Below are 19327 nucleotides of genomic sequence, written 5' to 3' on the forward strand. Positions count from 1 at the left end.
CCTCCCGTCGGCCGGTCCCCGTCCGGCGGTGGTGGGTCAGGTGATGCGGCCCGCTGTCAGTACCAGCCGCGCCAGTTCGGGGTGCACGATGTCGCTGTGGGCCCCGGACGGCGCGCCCCCGTTCCGGACCACGGCCGCCGCGTCCACGTTCACGCAGCCCGACGCGGGCAGCGCACCGCGCAGGGCCGCCGCCAGGTCCAGACTGGCGGTGTCCGGCACTGCCTGCACCCCGTCGTGCCCCATGGCCCCCCACCGGGGACCCAGCACGGCCGCGATCTCGTTGCCCGCGCACGAGCGGTCGTCTCCGGCGAGCCGGGAGGCCAGCGGGTAGAACGTGCCGAGGGCCGCGTCGAAGTGCGAGTAGCAGCACACCAGGGGGCCGTCGATGTGCCTCTGCAGGTCCTTGAGGGCCCCCGACCGGTCCGGGGCGTGCGGCAGCCGGGCCGCGAACGCGTAGTGCGAGAACGCGCCCTGGATCAGGGTCACCGACTTCACCGTGCGCACCGGCCCGGGCAGCCCGCGCAGAGCGAACGCCACCAGCCGGCCGCCGAAGCTGTGCCCGGCCAGATGCACCCGCACCCCGGGCGCCGCACCGGCCAGCCGCCCGAGCAGCGGGCCGAGTCCACGCTCGCCGACCGTTCCGGCCCGCCGCTTCATCCGGTAGTACGTCGCCTGCCGCAGCAGCTCCTTGGCGCCGTCCCACGGATTCGGCAGCCCGAACCGGGCAGCATCCCCAGCGGGACCGAGCACGCTCAGCGCGCCGGCGAACTCCTCGCACACGGTCACCGGGTCCGCGTCGAACACGGCGGGTTCACCGGGTTCGTCGGTGTCGGCCGGCCCCTGGCTCCCGTCCAGCAGCAGCCGCACCAGCCGCCCGAACTCGGTCAGCCCCTCGGTGCCGTCCGGCCGTTCGTCCAGCATCCGGGCCAGCTGGTCCAGCACGGCCGCCCGGCCCGGAAAGGTCTCCAGCAACGCGCGCCGGGTGTCCTTGTCCAGGGCGAGCCGTGGCGCCGCCTCCGCCTCCACGGCCGCCACGGACCTCGGGAAGTCCGGGATCGGCTCGTCGCTGAACCGCATCGACGGCCAGATCACGCCGACGTACCCGAGCCGGGCCTTCGGCGCCAGCTGCGGCACGGGGGCGAAGAAGCGCCGGTACAGCGCGGTCGCGCCCGAGCGGTCGTTGTTCCAGCCGTGCGAGAAGACGATCAGGTCACGGACGCCGCGCTCCGTGACCTGCGTCAGCAGCCGGTCGCGTTCGGGTCCGTCCACGTCCCCGTCCGCGTCGAAGGTCAGCTCCCAGTAGGGAGTCACACTCATTCCAGGATCCGCCATGCCGGGCTCCCTCGTCCCCCCCAAACACGGTGCGCTGCGCGCGTATCGTCCTGCGGGATCGAGGGGTTGGCCAGCCACCGCGCCCTACTTGTAGAGGAGATATTCCTTTCGAATCCGCCCGAACGCGGCCAGTTCCTCCTGCCAGGCGCCGGTCACCTCGTCGGGACCGGCGCCCGCGTCGATCATGGTGCGCACCCGGGCGGAACCGGTGAGCTTGTCGATCCAGTTGTCGGACCGCCAGGCGAAGCCGTCCCACACCTTCCTGGCGGTCACCAGCAGTGCGATCCCGGTGCGCACGGGGTCGTAGGCGGCCCGGTCGGTCACGTGGATCTGCACTCCGCCGACGGTCTTGCCCTGGAACTTGGAGAACGTGGGCGTGAAGTACGCCTCCCGGAACCGTACGCCGGGCAGCCCGAGTCCGTTCGCGGCGGCGGCCCAGCGCCCGTCGAGGCCCTCGGCGCCGAGGAGCTCGAAGGGCCGGGTCGTGCCGCGCCCCTCGGAGAGGTTGGTGCCCTCGAACATGCAGGTGCCGGAGTACACCAGCGCCGTGTCCACGGTGGGCATGTTGGGGCTCGGCGGCACCCAGGGCAGGCCGGAGTCGTCGTAGAACCGGTTGCGCTTCCAGCCCGACATCGGCACCGTCTCCAGCGGCACGGGTGTGGTCAGGAACTCACCGTTGAACAGCCGGGCCAGCTCCGCGACGGTCATGCCGTGCGCCTGCGCGATCGGCTGCCTGCCGACGAAGGTGGCGAACTCCTTGTGCAGCACGGGGCCCAGGGCCGCGCGGCCGGTCACCGGGTTCGGGCGGTCCAGGACGACGAAGCGCCGGCCGGCGAGCTGGGCCGCCTCCATGCAGTCGTACAGGGTCCAGATGTACGTGTAGAAGCGGGCGCCCACGTCCTGGATGTCGAAGACGACGGTGTCGACGCCGGAGGCGGTGAAGACGTCGGCGAGCGGCCGGCCGCTCTTCAGGTACGTGTCGTACACCGGGAGACCGGTCGCCGGGTCGTCGTAGCGGCCCTCGGAGCCGCCCGCCTGCGCGGTGCCGCGGAAACCGTGCTCCGGGCCGAAGACCGCCGTCAGCCTGACACGGGGGTCGGCGTGCATGACGTCGACGATGTGGCCGGTGTCCCGGGTGATGCCGGTGGGGTTGGTGACGATGCCGACGCGCCGGCCCTCCAGCACCGAGTAGCCGTCGGCCGCGAGTCTCTCGAAGCCGGTGCTGAGGTGGTCGTGGTGTCGGGGTGCCGCCGCCGGCAGGGCTGCCGTCGTCGCCGACGCGAGAAGGGTCCGTCGGGACAGGTGCATGGGGTCCTCCGGTGAGTGGGCTCATGCGGGCCGTTCGTGGTTCTCGCGCACGCGCGGCGGAGCCGCACACCGGCACCGCACCACGCCTCATGTAGGTGACGCAGTCACCCTTCCTTTTACACATACCGACTGGTTAGTCTGACGTCGCCGAACTGAGTCGCGCCGTGTCGAAGGAGACCGATGGTGGAAGCCGTGCAGGATGCGGGAGTGGTCGTCACGGGAGCGGGCGGAGGCATCGGGGCCGCGCTGGCCCGGAGGTTCGCCGCCGCGGGGGCCCGGGTCGTGGTGAACGACCTCGACGCCGCCAGGGCCGAGGCGGTGGCGCGGGAGATCGGCGGGACCGCCGTGCCCGGCGACGCCTCCGCGATCGTCGGCGAGGCCCGGGAGGCGCTCGGCGGCACCGTGGACGTCTACTGCGCCAACGCGGGGGTCGCCTTCGAGGACGGCGACCTCGGCGCGACCCTCGACGAGAAGACCTGGGCGGCCTCCTGGGACGTCAACCTGATGGCGCACGTCCGCGCGGCCCACGCGCTGCTGCCCGACTGGCTGGAGCGCGGCCGCGGCCGGTTCGTCTCCACCGTCTCCGCCGCCGGCCTGCTCACGATGATCGGCGCGCCCTCCTACAGCGTGACCAAGCACGGCGCCTACGCCTTCGCCGAGTGGCTGTCCCTGACCTACCGCCACCGGGGGATCAAGGTCCACGCCATCTGTCCGCAGGGCGTCCGCACCGACATGCTGGCCGCCACCGGCAGCGCGGGCGACCTGGTGCTCCAGCCGACCGCGATCGAGCCGGACGCCGTGGCCGACGCGCTGCTGAAGGGCATCGAGGAGGACCGCTTCCTGATCCTGCCGCACCCCGAGGTCGCGGGCTTCTACCAGGCGCGGGCCGGCGAGCCCGAGCGCTGGCTCGCCACCATGAACCACATCCAGCAGAAGTGGCAGGCCGGCCGTTGACCACCTCCCCCTACGCCGCCCGGCCCTGGCTCGCGCTGCTCGACGAGGCCCAGCGCGCCCCGGTCGACCCCGCCGACTCCCTCGTGCACGCCCTGCGTGAGGCCGTCGCCGAGGCCCCCGACCGTCCGTTCCTCGCCTACTTCGACGCCCGCCTGAGCTACCGCGAGGTCGACGGGCTGAGCGACTCCGTCGCCGCCCACCTCGCCGCGCGCGGCCTGGAGCGCGGCGACCGGGTGGCCGTCCTGCTGCAGAACTCCCCGCACTTCGTGCTGGCCGTGCTCGGCGCCTGGAAGGCGGGCGCGACCGTCGTCCCGGTCAACCCCATGTACAAGTCGGCCGAGGTGGCGCACGTCCTGCGGGACGGCGAGGTGGCCGCGCTGGTCTGCGGCGACCGGGCCTGGGAGACGTACCTGCGCGAGACGGCCGCCGGCTCGCCGGTACGGATCGTGCTCACCGCCTGCGAACGGGACTTCCAGACCCGCGACGACGCGCGCGTGCTCGGCTTCGAACGGCTGCCCGAGGCTCCCGACGCCGACGACCTGGTGGCGGTCGCCCGGCAGGGGGGCCGGGCCCCCGAGGGCCGCGCGCCGCGCCCGGACGACATCGCGCTGATCAGCTACACCTCGGGCACCAGCGGCACGCCCAAGGGCGCCACCAACACCCACGCCAACATCATGCACAACGCGGAACGGCAGGCCACCGGGCTCGGCCTGCCCGAGGCGCCCGTCTACTACGCCCTCGCGCCCCTGTTCCACATCACCGGCATGGTGTGCCAGTTCGGGGCCTGTCTGGCGAGCGCGGGCACCCTGGTGCTCGGCTACCGCTTCGAACCCGGCGTCGTCCTGGAGGCCTTCGCGGAGCACCGCCCGCACTACACCGTCGGCCCCGCCACCGCCTACATGGCGCTCGCCGCCCACCCGGACGTCACCCGCGAGCACTTCGCCTCCTTCCTGAACCTGTCGTCGGGCGGCGCTCCCGTGCCGCCGGCGCTGGTGGAGAGGTTCCGGGAACGCTTCGGGCCGTACATCCGCGTCGGCTACGGCCTCACCGAGTGCACCGCCCCCTGCGCCTCCGTCCCGCCCGGCCTGGAGGCACCCGTGGACCCGGTCTCCGGGACGCTGTCCGTCGGCGTGCCCGGCGCCGACACGGTCGTGCGCGTCCTGGACGACCGGGGAGCGGAGGTGCCCTTCGGCGAACAGGGCGAGATCGTCGTACGCGGACCGCAGGTGGTGCCCGGCTACTGGCGGCGCCCGGACGCCACCGCCGAGACCTTCCCGGACGGCGAGCTGCGCACCGGCGACATCGGGTTCATGGACGAGCGGGGCTGGCTGTACGTCGTGGACCGCAAGAAGGACATGATCAACGCGTCCGGCTTCAAGGTGTGGCCGCGCGAGGTCGAGGACGTGCTCTACACCCACCCGGCGGTGCGCGAGGCGGCCGTCGTCGGGGTGCCCGACGGGTACCGTGGCGAGACCGTCAAGGCCTATATCAGCCTCCGTCCGGGCGCGGAGGCGGCCCCGGATGAACTCGCGGGGTACTGCAAGGAGAGACTGGCCGCCTACAAGTACCCGCGTCAGGTGGAGATCCTGCCCGACCTGCCCAAGACGGCGAGTGGGAAGATCCTCCGTCGGGAACTGCGTTCCCGCACCGAGAACGACTAGCAGCAGAACGGAAAGGCAGGTGGCGGCAGTGCCCAGGACGACGGACGGAGAAGGGACTCCCGTCCCGCAGCGGCTGCTGGCCGCCGCCACCCGGCTCTTCGCCGAGCAGGGATACGACCGCACCTCCGTGCAGGAGATCGTGGAGGCGGCCGGCGTCACCAAGGGGGCGCTGTACCACTACTTCGGCTCCAAGGACGACCTGCTGCACGAGGTGTACGCGCGCGTGCTGCGCCTTCAGCAGGACCGGCTGGACACGTTCGCGAACGCCGACGAGCCCGTGGACAAGCGGCTCAGGGACGCGGCGGCGGACGTCGTCGTCACGACGATCGAGAACCTCGACGACGCGATGATCTTCTTCCGCTCCATGCACCACCTGAGCCCGGAGAAGAACAAGCAGGTCCGCGCCGAGCGCCGGCGCTACCACGAACAGTTCCGCGCGCTCATCGAGGAAGGCCAGCGGGAGGGCGTCTTCTCCACGGCGACCCCGGCCGACCTGGTCGTGGACTACCACTTCGGCTCCGTCCACCACCTGTCGACGTGGTACCGGCCCGACGGCCCGCTCACCCCCCAGCAGGTCGCCGACCACCTCGCCGACCTGCTGCTGCGGGCACTGCGGCCGTAGCACCCGCGCCCGCCGCCCCCGGGGCCTTTACGAAAAGGCCCTAGTAGGACTCCGTTAGGTTGCTCTGGCTCTTGGGTTCTGGCTGGTGGTGGATGTTCTGGGCAGGGGGCGGCGGCAGGTGGTGCAGGTGCCGGTCCAGCAGTTCAGCAGGTCTTGGATGGCGTCAAGGATCTGGTAGAGGGTGAGTCCGGTGTATCGGCTTTTGGGGCCAGGCGCTGTTCGGTGAGGAAGGCGTGGGCGGCGGTGACCAGGGTGACGTGGTGATGCCAGCCGGCCCAGGAACGTCCCTCGAAGTGGTCCAGGCCGAGGCCGTGCTTGAGTTCGCGGTAGTCGTGCTCGATGCGCCAGCGAATCTTGGCCAGGTGGACCAGTTCGGCGATCTGGGTGTCGGCGGGCAGGTTGGACAGCCAGTAGTCGGTGGGTGCTTCGGCCCCGGCGGGCCATTCGGCCAGCAGGGTGACCTCGGGCAGGACACCGTCCCAGCAGCCGTAACGCGAGGTGGCGGCGTTCTGGGCCAGGCGGCGGGCTCGGACCCCGGCCGGCCGTACCCGCAGCGCCAGGAAGTGCGAGCGCATCGGTCCGCGGGAGCCTTCACGCCAAGTCACCTCGGTGAAGGCCGACCGCCCATGGCCGGCCGCCAGCGTGGCCAACGGGGACGGCTTCTCCCGGTAGCGGGGCTGCGGCTTACGCCCGTTGCCCGACCACGCCGGGGCGGCGGGCTGCGCGTCGTGCCGGTGGACGGTCATATCCGAGCGGACGGCGACGACATAGCCGATGTCCCGGCTGTCCAGGCCGTCGCGGAAGTCGGCGTTCTGCCCATAGCCGGCATCGGCCACCACCGCCGGCGGCACCATTCCCCACCGGGCCAGCTCGTCGAAGGCGTCCAGTGCCAGGCGCCACTTCTCCCGGTGCCCGATCTCCTGCGATATCCCGGTCTTGTGCCGCCGTCCGGCATCGTGCGCCCACTCCTCGGGCACGAACAACCGCCACTGCAGTGGACAGGAGGCCGTGTCGGAGACCGCGTGCACGCTCACCGCGACCTGGCAGTTGGCCTGCTTGCCCAGCGCTCCGCAGTACTGGTGCGCGACCGCCACCGACATCCGGCCGTCCTTGGGGAACGACACGTCATCGACCGCCCAGGCATCCGGGCCGATCAGCGGCACCATCCGCTCCGCGATCCGCCGCCGCACCGGCACCGGATCCCAGGTCGACTGGTTCACGAACTGCTGCAGGTTCTGCTCGTTGCCATCCGGCAGCCGCTCCGCCATCGGCTGGATCGACTTACGCCGGCCATCCAGCATCAGCCCCCGCAGATAGCAGTCACCCTTCGCCCGCTGATCCTTGCGCGGCACCGACGCGAACACATCAGCGACGAATAACGCCAACTTCGCCCGAGCACGGTTCACTTCATGTGCATCCACATCACCCAACATGCCCCCAAACAGGGCCAAGAAGACCTAACGGAGTACTACTAGTCGGTGATCTCCTTGCAACCGCTCCAGGGCCACCCTCGGTTCCGCCGCCGTGCCCCACTCCGCGTGGATACGGAGCTCGGTCACGCTTCCCCGCTCACCGCGCCGCCGGCCGTGCTCCGGCCGCTTCCGGAAGAGGTACGGCACCACAGACCGGGTGCGGACCTCGACGGCGGGAAACGGCCGTAGGGCGCCGTGGGCGGCCAGGGCCGGCGCGGGGACGGCGGAGGGCCGGCACAGCGGCACGCCCCACGACGGCTCGGCCCTGCGCCCGCACCGGTGCCGGGAGTGCGGCCAGGACTCCGACTCCGCTCGCACCGAGAGCCGTTGACAGGAGCGGGCCCGGCCCCGCGCGGGGGGCCGGGCTCACCGGTGGGACGACAACCGACGGCGCTCGGGCGGACGTCGGCGACGGCGAGCCCGCCCGTGCGTCCGTACCGGTTCCCGGATCACGTACGGTGCTTCAACCACCGCCGCACCGGCGGCCGTTGGCGCGAACCGCCCCGCCCGTGCGTCCGTGCCGGTGTCGGGCTCACAGGTACCGCTTCAGCTCCCGGCGTGCCAGGGACCGCTGGTGCACCTCGTCCGGGCCGTCGGCGAGCATCAGGGTGCGGGCGCTCGCGTACAGCTCGGCCAGCGGGAAGTCCTGGCTCACCCCGCCCGCGCCGTGCAGCTGGATCGCGCGGTCCAGGATGCCGACCACCGCGCGCGGAGTGGCGATCTTGATGGCCTGGATCTCCGTGTGCGCGCCCTTGTTGCCGACGGTGTCCATCAGCCAGGCCGTCTTCAGCACCAGCAGCCGCAGCTGCTCGACGGTGACCCGGGCGTCGGCGATCCAGTTCTGGACCACGCCCTGCTGGGCCAGGGCCTTGCCGAACGCGGTGCGCGAGACGGCCCGCCGGCACATCAGCTCGATCGCCCGCTCGGCCATGCCGATCAGCCGCATGCAGTGGTGGATCCGGCCGGGCCCGAGCCGGGCCTGGGCGATGGCGAAACCGCCGCCCTCCTCGCCGACGAGGTTCGCCACCGGCACGCGCGCGTGGTCGAAGACGACCTCGGCGTGGCCGCCGTGCGAGTGGTCCTCGTAGCCGAAGACCTGCATCGCCCGGCTGACCGTGACGCCCGGGGTGTCGCGCGGGACCAGGACCATGGACTGCTGGCGGCGGATGTCCGCGCCGTCCGGGTCCGTCTTGCCCATCACGATGAAGATCTTGCAGTCCGGGTTCATCGCGCCGGAGATGTACCACTTGCGGCCGGTGATGACGTACTCGTCGCCGTCCCGCTCGATGAGCGTGGTGATGTTGGTGGCGTCCGAGGAGGCCACCTCCGGCTCGGTCATCGCGAACGCCGAGCGGATCTCACCGGCCAGCAGCGGCTCCAGCCACTGCTTGCGCTGCTGCTCGCTGCCGAACTGCGCCAGCACCTCCATGTTCCCGGTGTCCGGTGCCGCGCAGTTGGTCGCGGTGGGCGCGAGGTGCGGGGAGCGGCCGGTGATCTCGGCGAGCGGCGCGTACTGCAGATTGGTCAGCCCGGCGCCGTACTCGGTGTCGGGCAGGAAGAGGTTCCACAGGCCCCGCCTGCGGGCCTGCGCCTTCAGCTCCTCGACCACGGCCGGGGTGTCCCACGGGGAGGCCAGCCGCGCCCGCTGTTCCTCGGCGACCGCCTCGGCCGGGTAGACGTAGTCGTCCATGAAGGCCAGCAGTTCGGCCCGGAGTTCCTCGGTGCGCGCGTCGAACGCGAAGTCCATGCGGGTCAGCCTTCCTGGAGGGTCGTCAGTCCGTGGTCGATGAAGACGGGTACGAGGTCGCCGATGCGGTCGAAGCCGCGGCCGACCGTCTGGCCGAGCGTGTACCGGTAGTGGATGCCCTCGAGGATCACGGCGAGCTTGAACCAGGCGAAGGCGGTGTACCAGGACACGGCCGAGACGTCCCGGCCGGAGCGGGCCGCGTACCGCTCGATCAGCTCCTGCGGGTCGGGGTGCCCCGGGGCCTCGGCGGTGGTGGAGACGGGCGAGTGGGCCATGCCCAGCGGCCGGCTGTACATCACCAGCAGACCGAGGTCGGTCAGCGGGTCGCCGAGCGTGGACATCTCCCAGTCGAGGATCGCCTTGATCCTGTCGTCGTCGCCGATCAGGACGTTGTCCAGCCGGTAGTCGCCGTGCACGACCGTCGGGGCGGGGGAGGTGGGCAGGGAGCGGCCGAGCGCCGCGTGCAGCTCGTCGATGCCCGCCAGCTCGCGGTTGCGGGAGGCGTCCAGCTGCTTGCCCCAGCGGCGCAGCTGCCGGTCCAGGAAGCCCTCGGGGCGGCCGAAGCCGGCGAGGCCCACCTCGGCGGGGTCCACCGCGTGCAGCTCGACCAGCGTGTCCACCAGGGACAGCACCGCGTTCCGGGTGCGCTCGGCACCCAGCGGGGCGAGCTGCTGGGCCGTGCGGTACGGGGTGCCCTCGACGAACTCCATCACGTAGAACGGCGCACCGAGCACCTCCTCGTCCTCGCACAGCAGCACCGGACGGGGGACCGGCACCCGGGTCGGGTGCAGGGCGCTGATGACCCGGTGCTCGCGCTTCATGTCGTGCGCGGTGGCCAGCACATGGCCGAGCGGGGGCCGGCGGACGACCCACCGGGAGGTGCCGTCGGAGAGCGCGTAGGTGAGGTTCGACCGTCCGCCCTCGATCAGCCGTCCGGTCAGGGGGCCGCTCACCAGACCGGGGCGCTCGCGGTCGAGCTCGGCGCGCAGCCGGTCCAGGTCGAGCCCGGGCGGGTGGTCGGCGCTCATACATCACTCCTAGGGACGGGGGGACACGACCCGACCAATGATGCCGACCGGTCGGTATGCCGTCCAGTGGATGGCGCGAAGATCGGACCGAACGTGACCGGAGCCACGATAGGCCGACGGCCCCCCGGCGCGCTGTCCGGGGAGCCGTCGGCCCCTGCCTCCCGGCAGGGTCAGTGGTCGTCCCAGTGGTCTCCGTGCTCGGCGTGCCGGTGTCCGTCGTGCAGATAGTCGACGTGGTCGCCGTGCGGCACCTGCGCGTGTCCGCACTCGTCGTGGTGCACGTGCTCGTGGCCCTCGTGGACGGAGTGCCCGGCCGGCTCGCACTCGTCCCAGTGGCCCTCGTGCTCGCGGTGCAGATGGCCGTCGTGGGCGTAGTCCACGTGGTCGCCGTGCGGCACGGCGCTGTGCCCGCAGTCCGGTCCGTGGCTGTGTGTCCCGTGTGCGGTGTGTTCCTGGTGGGCGGTGGTCATGGCGCTCGCCTTCGGGGGGTACGGGAGATCGACGACGGACAGGCTGCCACGCGAAAGCCGCATAACCCGGCATACCGGTTGCGTGGCGCACGAGCACCCCGGATGGTCGAGGACATGAAGGGCATCAGCTACAGCCGCTACGGCGGACCCGAGGTGCTGGAGTACGGCGAACTGCGCGACCCCAAGGTCGGACCCGACCAGGTCCTGGTGAAGGTGCGCGCGGCGGCCGTCAACCCCGTCGACTGGAAGTGCCGCGAAGGCCACCTGGACGCGCTGCTGGATGCGGTCTTCCCGGTGATCCCCGGCTGGGACGTCAGCGGGGTGGTCGTGCGGCCCGGTGTCTCGGTCACCGAGTTCGGGGCCGGCGACGAGGTCATCGGCTACGTCCGCGAGGACTTTCTCTCCCGGGGCACCTTCGCCGAGTACGTGGCCGCGCCCGTGCGCACCCTGGCCCGCAAGCCGCGCAACCTGTCCTTCGAGGAGGCGGCGGGACTGCCGCTGGCCGGGCTCACCGCCTACCAGGTGCTGGTCAAGGCGCTGGACGTGCAGCGGGGCGAGACCGTCCTGGTGCACGCGGCGGCCGGCGGGGTCGGCTCGCTCGCCGTCCAGATCGCCGCCCATCTCGGCGCCCGGGTCATCGGCACCGCGGGCACGTCCAACCACGACTACGTCCGCGCCCTGGGCGGTGAGCCGGTGGCCTACGGCGAGGGCCTGGCGGAACGGGTGCGCGGGCTCGCCCCCGACGGGGTGGACGCGGTCTTCGACACCGTCGGCGGGGACACCCTGAAGGTCTCGGCCAACCTGCTCGCCCCGGAGGGCCGGCTGGCGTCGATCGCGGACCCGGAGGTGCTGGGCCACGGCGGCCGGTACGCCTTCGTCCGCCCGGACGCCGAGGACCTGCGGCACCTGTCGCAGCTGGCCGAGCGGGGCGTCGTGACCGTGCACGTCCAGGAGACGTTCCCGCTGGAGCGGGCGGCGGACGCCCAGCGGCTGAGCCAGGAGGGCCACACCCGCGGGAAACTCGTCGTGACACCGGCCCGGGAGGACGAGGAGGGCGACGTCTGGGCCGGCAACGACGAGGGGGCCCTCTACACGACCAGCCAGGAGGGGACCTTCTAGGCCACGAGTACGGCCGGCTTCAAGATCGGCCGCGCCCCGCCGCTAGGGGGTTTCGTTTGGATCAGGTCGGATCAGGCCGCGGCGTCCGGTGCGGTGCATCGCAAGGCGGAGGATCATCCGCGTACTGGGCGTACTCGGGTGGTCCGACAACGCGGCGTGGGGGTACCCCTGGCCGAAGGCTGGGGGAGTGCCGTGCCGGGCGTCGCGGACCCGGGCTGATCCAAACGAAACCCCCTAGACCACGAGCACGGTCGCGCACACCGCCAGCGCCACCGCGCACAGCACCGCCGCCGTCGCGTGGCGGGGGGCGAGCACGGGCGGCGGGGGGCCGGCGGCCAGGGCGCGGATGCGGTGGTGGGCCACCCGGAGGAAGCCCAGCCACAGGCCGCAGCACAGCGCGCAGGCGATGATCCCGGTGGCCGACGGACCCTCGTGCAGCGCCGCCTTCACGGCCAGGACGGCGACCACGGCGGCCGACAGCGTCGTACGGCGCCAGGCCAGCCGGGTGCGCTCGGGCTGCAGGCCGGGATCCCGGACCGCCGGGTCCGGCCCGGCCGTCACCCCTCCCACCCGACCAGCACCACCACGACCATCGCGACGGCCACCACCGCCACGACCAGACTCAGCAGCACCGGGAACCGGGACGTGGGCAGGTCCTCACCGCGCCGTATCGCCCGCTCGCAGCGCACCCAGTGGTTCACCGCGCGCAGCGAACACAGCACACCGGCCCCGAGCAGGGCGAGCGCGAGACCGACCCGCCACGCCCAGCGCAGCCCCGGCAGGAACTGGTCCACCGCGAATCCGCCGCCGATCAGCGCGAGCGCGGTGCGCAGCCAGGCGAGGAAGGTCCGCTCGTTGGCCAGCGAGAACCGGTAGTCGGGCGTGCCGCCCTCGTCCCGCACCTGCTCCGGCGCGAACCACAGCCGGATGTTCCGTACGAATTCGCTCACGCGGCCGACCCTACCGGCCGGTCACCGGCCCGCCCGGAACGCCCGCAGCCGCTCGTACGCCGCCAGCCCGTCCGGCACCCACTCCCACTCGCCGAGCCGCCGTTCGACCTCCTCGTCGGGCAGGAAGGCGTGCCACTGGACCTCCTCCTCCTGCGGCCGTACCGGCAGCGCGCAGCGCACCTCGTACACCGCCGACCACCAGCTGTTCCCGGCGCCGTCGTCGTACAGGAACTTGAAGAGGTACGCCGGCCGGGGCAGCGCGCTCACGCCCAGCTCCTCCTCGGCCTCCCGCAGCGCCGCCTCGTCGTAGGACTCGCCCGCGCCGACGACGCCGCCGACGAACATGTCGTACAGGGCGGGGAACACCAGCTTGGTCGCCGTGCGCCGGTGCACGAAGAGCCGGCCGGCCGCGTCCCGGGCCTGGATGAACACACAGCGGTGGCGCAGCCCGCGGGCGTAGGCCTCGCCGCGCGGGCGCCGGTCGACGACCCGGTCGTGCTCGTCGACGATGTCGAGGATCTCGTCAGCAGGGTTCATGACCCTCATCCAAGCAAAGCCGCCGCCGGGCGGTCAGCGCCGCTGCAGGCCCCGTGCCGACCGCTCCGTCTCGCCCGTGCCGCACGGCATCGCCGGATGCAGCCCGAGCAGCACGATGCCCCCCACCACGGCCGCGAGCCCGGCCGCCTCCCAGGCCAGCGCGCCCGTGTCGGTGCGCAGCCGGTCACCGAGGAAGCCCACCCCGCACAGGATCCCGGCGAGCGGCTCGGCCGCGGTGAGCGCGGGCAGCGACATCCGCAGCGGGGCCGTCTCGAACGCGCTCTGCACCAGGACCAGCCCGGTGACCCCGCAGGCCACCACGCCGTACGGCTGCCAGCCGGTGAACAGTTCGGAGAAGCCGCCGTCGGAGAAGCGGGTGCCGCTCACCCGGGTCAGCGCGTCCTGGATGCCGTACAGCAGCCCGGCCGCGAGGGCCAGCAGGACCGGGCCCCAGCTCAGCCGGGAGCGTTTGGCGTACGTCGTCAGGAACAGCGCGGCGCCCACCACGGTCCCGATGATCAGCCAGTGCCGCAGCGGATCGCTGACGGCCGTGCCGCCGCGCGGCTCGCCCGCCATGATGAACGCGCTCACCCCGCCCGCGAGCAGCAGCAGGCCGGCCCAGCCCTGACGGCCCAGGGGCTGTCTGGTCTGGTGCCGGGAGAGGGCGAGGGCGAACAGCAGGTTGGTCGCCAGCAGCGGTTCGACCAGGGAGATCTCGCCCTTGCCGAGGGCGACGGCGCCCAGCACCATGCCGGCCACCATCAGGCCGAGGCCGCCCAGCCAGCGCGGCACCCGCATCAGGTCGAGCAGCAGCCGGAAGGAGAGGAAGTCGCTGAGCGGTGCCTTCTGCGCCGCGTTCTGCTGGAGCACGAATCCGAAGCCCAGGCAGCAGGCCGCGCTCACGGCGAGAAGGAGAACCAGAACGGACACGCTGTGTACCTCGATCATCCGGCCGGACCACGGACGCGTAGTGGCCGACTGTAGCGCTCCGGATACGGCAGTGCGCCGGAAGTACCCGGAGCCGGGCGGTTGACTCGCCATGCTCCGCAACCGGCGCGCGGGACGCCATGGCGTACGCCACAGAGAGCCGGGGCGTCCGGCCCAGGACGCCATGGCATACGCCACAGGAACGTCCCGGCGCGCGCCGCCCGGAACGCGGCCCACCTGCACCGGGAGGCCCAAGTGCTCTCGCCGCGAAGGTGGTTGAGGCCGGGATCACCGGCGTTCCGCTTGACGCGGTCCGTGGCTGGGGGTTTGCTGTGCGTGATCGGCCGATGGCAGCCCGAGAATCAGGAAGCCCCGCGGTGCCCCCTCTCCCGCCTCTGCTCGGCGCCCGCCGGGCCCCGACGGACCCGTCCGGCGAGACCGCCCAGGACGGCTCCGAAGCCTTCGACGCCGCCCTGGACGACGCGGAGCTGCGCACCGCCCGGGCCGCGCTGGCCCAGGGCCGGCGGCAGGCCGCCCGCTCCCTGCTCGTCCACACCGGCGACGACTGGGACCGCCGCGGCCACCGCCTCACCGTGCTCGCCCAGACCCCCTGCGCCACCGCCCGGGCCGACGACTGGCTGGCCGCCGAGCCCGGCTCCGCCGACGCCGCGACGCTGCTCGCCCTGGCCCTGGTCCACCGAGCCCTGCGCGGCGCGGAGGAACCCGGCCGGGCCCGGGACGCCTGCGCCACGGCCGCCGCGCTCGCCCCGGCCGACCCCACCCCCTGGCTCGGCCTGCTCCTGCTCGCCCGTGCCTTCGGTCCGGAGAGCGTGATGCTCGGCACCTTCGCCGAGCTGATCCGCCGCCACCCCGAGCACCACCACGCCCACCACCTGCTGATCGAGGGCCTCGCCGAGCGCCCGGGGAGCGGCCGGGCCGAGGACCACGAGGCGTACGACGCCGCCGAGCTGGCCGCCGCCGAGGCGCCCGCCGACTCGCCGCTGGCCGTCCTGCCGGTCGTCGCCTACGCCGAGCGGTACCGGGTCCTCGCCGCCACCGGCCTGGCCCCCGCGGACCCGGCGGCCTCCCGGCACTGGTCCGGCCCGCGGGCCCGGCGCATCCTGCGCGCCTCCTTCGACTGGTGGCTGGAGTGGGAGCACGACGAACACCCCCGCCGCCACATCGACCTCAACCACCTGGCGTTCGCCCTGTCCTGCGCCGGCCGGCCGGCCGAGGCGGCGGCCCTGTTCCGGCGCATCGGCGACCACGCCACCCCGGCCCCCTGGGCGTACACGCACCGCGACCCCCTGGCGGCCTTCCGCACGGCCCGCACCCGCGCGCTCGGACGGTGAGAAACGGCGGCCCCCACGACGTACCCAGGGGGGCGGACGTACGCGGGTGAAGACACGCGCGGAGACCCACGGAAGGCGGGCGGAGACGATGGCGTGCGCGAGAAAGGATTACGGAAGTCTGACCGGCGAGCCGAATCCCTGGCCCTGTGCGGCCCCGAATGCTCGAATGACCACGTGAACTCCGAACAACCCGAGGAGCGGGACGGCCGGCCCGTCGGCCGCCGCGTCTTCCTCGGCACCCTCGGCCTCGGCGTGCTCGGCGTGCTCGCCGCGCCGACGCTGCAGCGGGGCCTCGAAGGCTTCCTCGGCGGCGTCGCCGGAAAGGACCCCACCGGCCTGACCGGTCTGCTGCCCAACGGCGGCGGCTTCCGCTACTACTCCGTCGCCGCGTCCGTCCCGCACCGGACGGCCGCGGACTACCGCCTCACCGTCGACGGACTGGTCGACCACCCGCGCGGCTACAGCCTCGCCGAGCTGCGCTCCCTCCCGCAGACCCGGCTGGTCAGGGACGTCCAGTGCGTCACCGGCTGGCGGGTCCCGGGCACGCCCTTCGAGGGCGTACGCCTGTCCGAGCTGCTCGACGCGGCGGGCGTCCGCTCCTCCGCCGAGGCCGTCCGCTTCACCTGCTTCGACGGCACCTACACGGAGAGCCTCACCCTCGAACAGGCCCGCCGGCCGGACGTCCTGGTCGCCCTGCGCCTCCAGGACAAGGACATCGGCCACGACCACGGCGGCCCGGTCCGCCTCTACGTCGCCCCCATGTACTTCTACAAGTCGGCCAAGTGGCTCTCCGGCATCACGGTCACCGACCGGGTGAAGCCCGGCTACTGGGAGGACCGCGGCTATGACGTGGACGCCTGGGTCGGCCGCTCGAACGGACGGAGCGATGAGCCTACGAGCTGAGACCCCGGCACCGCCGGGCACCCGCGTCCACCGCTTCACCCGGGCCGAACGGTGGGTGCACCGGGGCACGGCCGCGCTGATGGGGGTGTGCGTGGTGACCGCGGCCTTCCTCTACATCCCGCAGCTGGCGGTCATGGTGGGCCGCCGGGAACTGGTCGTCCGAATCCACGAGTGGGCGGGCGTCGCCCTGCCGGTGCCGGTGCTGCTGGGGCTGGCCTCCCGCGCCTTCCGCGGCGACCTGCGCTTCCTCAACCGCTTCGGCCCGCACGACAGGGTCTGGCTGCGCGCCGCCCTGCGCCGCGACAAGCGGCACGCCTCGCGGCCGGCCGGCAAGTTCAACGCCGGACAGAAGATCTACGCCGCCTGGATCGCCGGGGCGAGCCTGGTCATGCTCGGCACGGGCCTGTTGATGTGGTTCACCCACCTCACCCCGCTGGTGTGGCGCACCTCGGCGACCTTCGTCCACGACTGGCTGTCCCTGACGATCGGCGTGGTCCTGGCCGGCCACATCGGCATGGCCCTGGGCGACCCGGAGGCGAGACAGGGCCTGCGCACGGGCACGGTGACCGAGGAGTGGGCCCACCGAGAACACCCCCTGTGGCGCCCCTGACACCGGCTCCCCCCACCCGTCGGGCTTCTCTTCTCCGCCGCGACGGCCCCCGGCCACGACGGCGGCACCCGGCGGCGCCGGACCCACCGGGACCCGCCCTCGGAAGCACGAAGTCACCGAGCGGCGTTCAGAACGCCCGTTGAGGACCACCGTGCAGCCGGCCTCGGCCAAGGCCCCGGGCCGGCGCGAGGCCGATGCCCCGGCTGGACCCGGTGACCAGGGCCGTGCGGCCGCCGATGTCGAAGAGGGGGCGAGCCGTCATCGCCGTGGCCCTCCCTGCCCGGCTAGATCACGAGGGACAGCAGCAGGACCAGGCCGCCGGCGACCACCGAGATGATGGTCTCCATCACCGACCAGGTCTTGACGGTCTGCCCGACGGTCAGCCCGAAGTACTCCTTCACCAGCCAGAAACCGGCGTCGTTGACATGGCTGAAGAAGAGCGAGCCCGCGCCGATGGCGAGGACCAGGAGGGCGGTGTGGGTGGTCGACATGTCGGCCGCGAGCGGCGCGACCAGGCCGGCCGCCGAGACGGTCGCCACCGTCGCCGAACCGGTCGCCAGCCGGATCGCCACCGCGATCAGCCAGGCCAGCAGCAGCGCCGGGATCGACCAGTCCTGGGAGATGTCCAGGATCATCTGGCCCACGCCGGAGTCGATCAGCGTCTGTTTGAAGCCGCCGCCGGCGCCGACGATCAGCAGGATGCCGGCGATGGGCATCAGGCCCTTCTCGACGGTCTGCTGGAGCCGGTCCCTGGTGAAGCCGGCGGGCCGCCCCAGCGTGAAGAAGCCGACGAGCACGGCGGCGAGCAGGGCGATCAGCGGGGAGCCGATGACGTCGAAGACCCGCTGCGTGGAGTTCGCGGGGTCGTCGATGACGATGTCCACCAGCGCCTTGGCCAGCATCAGCGCCACCGGCAGCAGCATGGTGAACAGTGTCGCGCCGAAGCCCGGACGGCGCTCCAGCTCGTCCGAGGCGCGCTGGGGCAGCATCCGGTCGGGCGCCGGGACGTCCACCCAGCGGGCCGCGACCTTCGAGAACAGCGGACCGGCGATGATCACCGTCGGGACGGCGACGAGGAGGCCGAGCGCCAGCGTCACCCCCAGGTTGGCCTTGACCGCGTCGATCGCGACCAGCGGTCCGGGGTGCGGCGGGATCAGGCCGTGCATCACGGACAGGCCCGCGAGGGCGGGGATGCCGATGCGCATGACGGAGTAGTTGCCGCGCTTGGCGACCATCAGCACGACCGGGATCAGCAGCACGATCCCGACCTCGAAGAACAGCGGCAGGCCGATCACGGAGGCGATCAGCACCATCGCCCACGGCATGGCGCGTCCGCCCGCCCTGGCGAGGATCGTGTCGACGATCTGGTCGGCGCCACCGGAGTCGGCGAGCAGCTTGCCCAGGATCGCCCCGAGCGCGATCAGGACGCCGACGCCGGCCACGGTGGTGCCGAGCCCGGTGGTGAAACTGACGATGGCCTTGTCGAGCGGCGCTCCGGCGACCGCTCCGAGCACCAGTGACCCGATGGTCAGTGCCAGGAAGGCATGGAGCTTGTACTTGGTGATGAGCAGGACGATCACGGCGATGCCCACCAGGACGGCGATGCCCAGCTGGGCGTGTCCGGCGGAGGTGATCGGCGGAGGCGCGTCCGCTGCCAGCATCTCGACGCTGAGTCTGGTCACGGGGGTTCCTTGCGGTTACGGGGGATTCTCTGACAGGCGCTACTGGGAGCTGCCCGCGGTGTCGGGAAGCGCTGCGAGGGCCCGGACGGCACGCTCGGTGATCTCCTGGGGGCCGCCGCCGACGTCCACGGCGACTCCCGCCTCGTCCGGCTGGAGCGGCTGGAGGGTGGCGAACTGGGAGTCCAGCAGCGCGGTCGGCATGAAGTGACCCTGCCGCCGGGACATCCGCTCCTCGATCAGCTGCCGGTCGCCGGAGAGGTGCAGGAACACGATCCCGGGGGCCACGGCCCGCAGGCGGTCGCGGTACGCCCGCTTCAGCGCCGAGCTGCTGACCACCCCGCCCAGCCCGGCCCGGTCGTGCGCCCAGTGCCCGATGGCCTCCAGCCACGGCCACCGGTCGGCGTCGTCGAGCGGGATCCCGGCCGTCATCTTGTCGATGTTGGCCTGCGGGTGGAAGTCGTCGCCCTCGGCGTACGGGACGCCCAGCCGCGCGGCGAGCAAGGGACCGATCGTCGTCTTGCCCGTCCCCGCGACGCCCATCACGACGACGACCTGGGGGGTTCGCATCACTGCCTCGCTGTCTTCCTCGACACCCGACGCCACTGCGGCGTCGCCACACTGAAACCCATTAGGTACGACTAATTCAAGAGTCT

The 19327-nt window shown here is 72.6% G+C and carries 19 protein-coding genes and 1 pseudogene; 7 read left to right on the forward strand and 13 right to left on the reverse strand.

What is annotated here, in order from left to right; translation table 11 throughout:
• Nucleotides 1–36: 36 nt before the first annotated feature.
• A complete protein-coding gene (locus tag FHS34_RS29360) occupies nucleotides 37–1332 on the reverse strand; it encodes a serine-threonine protein kinase (RefSeq protein ID WP_184970902.1) in 1296 nt (431 codons plus the stop codon).
• 84 nt (nucleotides 1333–1416) lie between these two features.
• Entirely contained in the window at nucleotides 1417–2640 is a 1224-nt protein-coding gene (locus FHS34_RS29365; protein WP_184970904.1) for an exo-beta-N-acetylmuramidase NamZ family protein, read from the reverse strand.
• A gap of 180 nt (nucleotides 2641–2820) precedes the next feature.
• Here FHS34_RS29365 and FHS34_RS29370 point away from each other — a divergent pair, with 180 nt between their 5' ends.
• From FHS34_RS29370 to FHS34_RS29380, 3 genes are read left to right on the forward strand one after another with little or no spacing between them, the layout of a single operon-like run.
• On the forward strand, nucleotides 2821–3594 hold the full coding sequence (locus tag FHS34_RS29370; RefSeq protein ID WP_184970906.1) for an SDR family oxidoreductase: 774 nt from the start codon (nucleotides 2821–2823) through the stop codon (nucleotides 3592–3594).
• On the forward strand, nucleotides 3591–5255 hold the full coding sequence (locus tag FHS34_RS29375) for a class I adenylate-forming enzyme family protein (RefSeq protein ID WP_184970909.1): 1665 nt from the start codon (nucleotides 3591–3593) through the stop codon (nucleotides 5253–5255). The genes FHS34_RS29370 and FHS34_RS29375 overlap by 4 nt, the downstream gene beginning before the upstream one ends.
• A 28-nt stretch (nucleotides 5256–5283) precedes the next feature.
• The gene (locus FHS34_RS29380; RefSeq protein ID WP_184970911.1) at nucleotides 5284–5877 is read left to right on the forward strand and encodes a TetR/AcrR family transcriptional regulator; all 594 of its coding nucleotides are present in this window, start codon (nucleotides 5284–5286) and stop codon (nucleotides 5875–5877) included.
• 143 nt (nucleotides 5878–6020) lie between these two features.
• Here FHS34_RS29380 and FHS34_RS29385 read toward each other — a convergent pair whose 3' ends face one another.
• The 4 genes from FHS34_RS29385 to FHS34_RS29400 form a co-directional block, all read right to left on the reverse strand.
• Complete coding sequence (locus FHS34_RS29385; RefSeq protein WP_184971280.1) at nucleotides 6021–7298, reverse strand: IS701 family transposase; 1278 nt, start codon at nucleotides 7296–7298, stop codon at nucleotides 6021–6023.
• A gap of 583 nt (nucleotides 7299–7881) precedes the next feature.
• A complete protein-coding gene (locus FHS34_RS29390) occupies nucleotides 7882–9096 on the reverse strand; it encodes an acyl-CoA dehydrogenase family protein (protein WP_184970912.1) in 1215 nt (404 codons plus the stop codon).
• 5 nt (nucleotides 9097–9101) lie between these two features.
• Nucleotides 9102–10124 (reverse strand): phosphotransferase family protein, encoded by a 1023-nt coding sequence (locus tag FHS34_RS29395; RefSeq protein ID WP_184970914.1) that lies wholly within the window; start codon nucleotides 10122–10124, stop codon nucleotides 9102–9104.
• A 170-nt stretch (nucleotides 10125–10294) separates the two neighbouring features.
• Nucleotides 10295–10594, reverse strand: a complete 300-nt coding sequence (locus tag FHS34_RS29400) for a hypothetical protein (RefSeq protein ID WP_184970915.1) — start codon at nucleotides 10592–10594, stop codon at nucleotides 10295–10297.
• Nucleotides 10595–10708: 114 nt separating this feature from the next.
• On the opposite strand from FHS34_RS29400, the gene FHS34_RS29405 reads away from it, so the two are divergent.
• The gene (locus tag FHS34_RS29405) at nucleotides 10709–11713 is read left to right on the forward strand and encodes an NADP-dependent oxidoreductase (RefSeq protein WP_184970917.1); all 1005 of its coding nucleotides are present in this window, start codon (nucleotides 10709–10711) and stop codon (nucleotides 11711–11713) included.
• A 234-nt stretch (nucleotides 11714–11947) separates the two neighbouring features.
• Here FHS34_RS29405 and FHS34_RS29410 read toward each other — a convergent pair whose 3' ends face one another.
• The 4 genes from FHS34_RS29410 to FHS34_RS29425 are packed head-to-tail and all read right to left on the reverse strand — an operon-like array spanning nucleotide 11948 to nucleotide 14130.
• Complete coding sequence (locus FHS34_RS29410) at nucleotides 11948–12283, reverse strand: DUF202 domain-containing protein (protein ID WP_372478605.1); 336 nt, start codon at nucleotides 12281–12283, stop codon at nucleotides 11948–11950.
• Entirely contained in the window at nucleotides 12271–12663 is a 393-nt protein-coding gene (locus FHS34_RS29415; protein WP_184970921.1) for a YidH family protein, read from the reverse strand. The genes FHS34_RS29410 and FHS34_RS29415 overlap by 13 nt, the downstream gene beginning before the upstream one ends.
• A 21-nt stretch (nucleotides 12664–12684) precedes the next feature.
• Nucleotides 12685–13200: an NUDIX domain-containing protein gene (locus tag FHS34_RS29420; RefSeq protein ID WP_184970923.1), complete on the reverse strand. Its 516-nt coding sequence runs from the start codon at nucleotides 13198–13200 to the stop codon at nucleotides 12685–12687.
• Nucleotides 13201–13233: 33 nt separating this feature from the next.
• Entirely contained in the window at nucleotides 13234–14130 is an 897-nt protein-coding gene (locus FHS34_RS29425; RefSeq protein WP_184970925.1) for a DMT family transporter, read from the reverse strand.
• Nucleotides 14131–14504: 374 nt separating this feature from the next.
• Between FHS34_RS29425 and FHS34_RS29430 the strand changes: the two genes are divergently transcribed.
• The 3 genes from FHS34_RS29430 to FHS34_RS29440 all read left to right on the forward strand — a co-directional run bounded on the left by FHS34_RS29430 (nucleotide 14505) and on the right by FHS34_RS29440 (nucleotide 16992).
• Entirely contained in the window at nucleotides 14505–15479 is a 975-nt protein-coding gene (locus tag FHS34_RS29430; RefSeq protein WP_184970927.1) for an amino acid adenylation domain-containing protein, read from the forward strand.
• A gap of 174 nt (nucleotides 15480–15653) precedes the next feature.
• The gene (locus FHS34_RS29435) at nucleotides 15654–16382 is read left to right on the forward strand and encodes a molybdopterin-dependent oxidoreductase (RefSeq protein ID WP_184970930.1); all 729 of its coding nucleotides are present in this window, start codon (nucleotides 15654–15656) and stop codon (nucleotides 16380–16382) included.
• Nucleotides 16366–16992 carry a cytochrome b/b6 domain-containing protein gene (locus FHS34_RS29440; protein WP_184970932.1) on the forward strand — a complete coding sequence of 209 codons (627 nt, stop codon included), beginning with the start codon at nucleotides 16366–16368 and terminating at the stop codon, nucleotides 16990–16992. Before FHS34_RS29435 ends, FHS34_RS29440 begins: the two co-directional genes overlap by 17 nt.
• 120 nt (nucleotides 16993–17112) lie before the next feature.
• On the opposite strand, the pseudogene FHS34_RS29445 reads toward FHS34_RS29440, so the two are convergent.
• The 3 genes and pseudogenes from FHS34_RS29445 to FHS34_RS29455 all read right to left on the reverse strand — a co-directional run.
• Nucleotides 17113–17254, reverse strand: a pseudogene (locus FHS34_RS29445) (SDR family NAD(P)-dependent oxidoreductase); the annotation flags it as partial.
• A gap of 22 nt (nucleotides 17255–17276) precedes the next feature.
• Nucleotides 17277–18674 carry a GntP family permease gene (locus FHS34_RS29450; protein ID WP_184970934.1) on the reverse strand — a complete coding sequence of 466 codons (1398 nt, stop codon included), beginning with the start codon at nucleotides 18672–18674 and terminating at the stop codon, nucleotides 17277–17279.
• Nucleotides 18675–18713: 39 nt separating this feature from the next.
• Nucleotides 18714–19241 carry a gluconokinase gene (locus tag FHS34_RS29455; RefSeq protein WP_184970936.1) on the reverse strand — a complete coding sequence of 176 codons (528 nt, stop codon included), beginning with the start codon at nucleotides 19239–19241 and terminating at the stop codon, nucleotides 18714–18716.
• Nucleotides 19242–19327 lie beyond the last annotated feature (86 nt).

Source organism: Streptomyces echinatus, from assembly GCF_014203595.1.
GTDB lineage: Bacteria > Actinomycetota > Actinomycetes > Streptomycetales > Streptomycetaceae > Streptomyces > Streptomyces echinatus.

What these genes read in the sequence shown, in the direction of transcription:
- FHS34_RS29360 (WP_184970902.1), bottom strand. Translation starts at nt 1,332, where the DNA reads ATGGCGGATCCTGGAATGAGTGTGACTCCCTACTGGGAGCTGACCTTC.
- FHS34_RS29365 (WP_184970904.1), bottom strand. Translation starts at nt 2,640, where the DNA reads ATGCACCTGTCCCGACGGACCCTTCTCGCGTCGGCGACGACGGCAGCC.
- FHS34_RS29370 (WP_184970906.1), top strand. Translation starts at nt 2,821, where the DNA reads ATGGTGGAAGCCGTGCAGGATGCGGGAGTGGTCGTCACGGGAGCGGGC.
- FHS34_RS29390 (WP_184970912.1), bottom strand. Translation starts at nt 9,096, where the DNA reads ATGGACTTCGCGTTCGACGCGCGCACCGAGGAACTCCGGGCCGAACTG.
- FHS34_RS29395 (WP_184970914.1), bottom strand. Translation starts at nt 10,124, where the DNA reads ATGAGCGCCGACCACCCGCCCGGGCTCGACCTGGACCGGCTGCGCGCC.
- FHS34_RS29400 (WP_184970915.1), bottom strand. Translation starts at nt 10,594, where the DNA reads ATGACCACCGCCCACCAGGAACACACCGCACACGGGACACACAGCCAC.
- FHS34_RS29405 (WP_184970917.1), top strand. Translation starts at nt 10,709, where the DNA reads ATGAAGGGCATCAGCTACAGCCGCTACGGCGGACCCGAGGTGCTGGAG.
- FHS34_RS29420 (WP_184970923.1), bottom strand. Translation starts at nt 13,200, where the DNA reads ATGAACCCTGCTGACGAGATCCTCGACATCGTCGACGAGCACGACCGG.
- FHS34_RS29440 (WP_184970932.1), top strand. Translation starts at nt 16,366, where the DNA reads ATGAGCCTACGAGCTGAGACCCCGGCACCGCCGGGCACCCGCGTCCAC.
- FHS34_RS29455 (WP_184970936.1), bottom strand. Translation starts at nt 19,241, where the DNA reads ATGCGAACCCCCCAGGTCGTCGTCGTGATGGGCGTCGCGGGGACGGGC.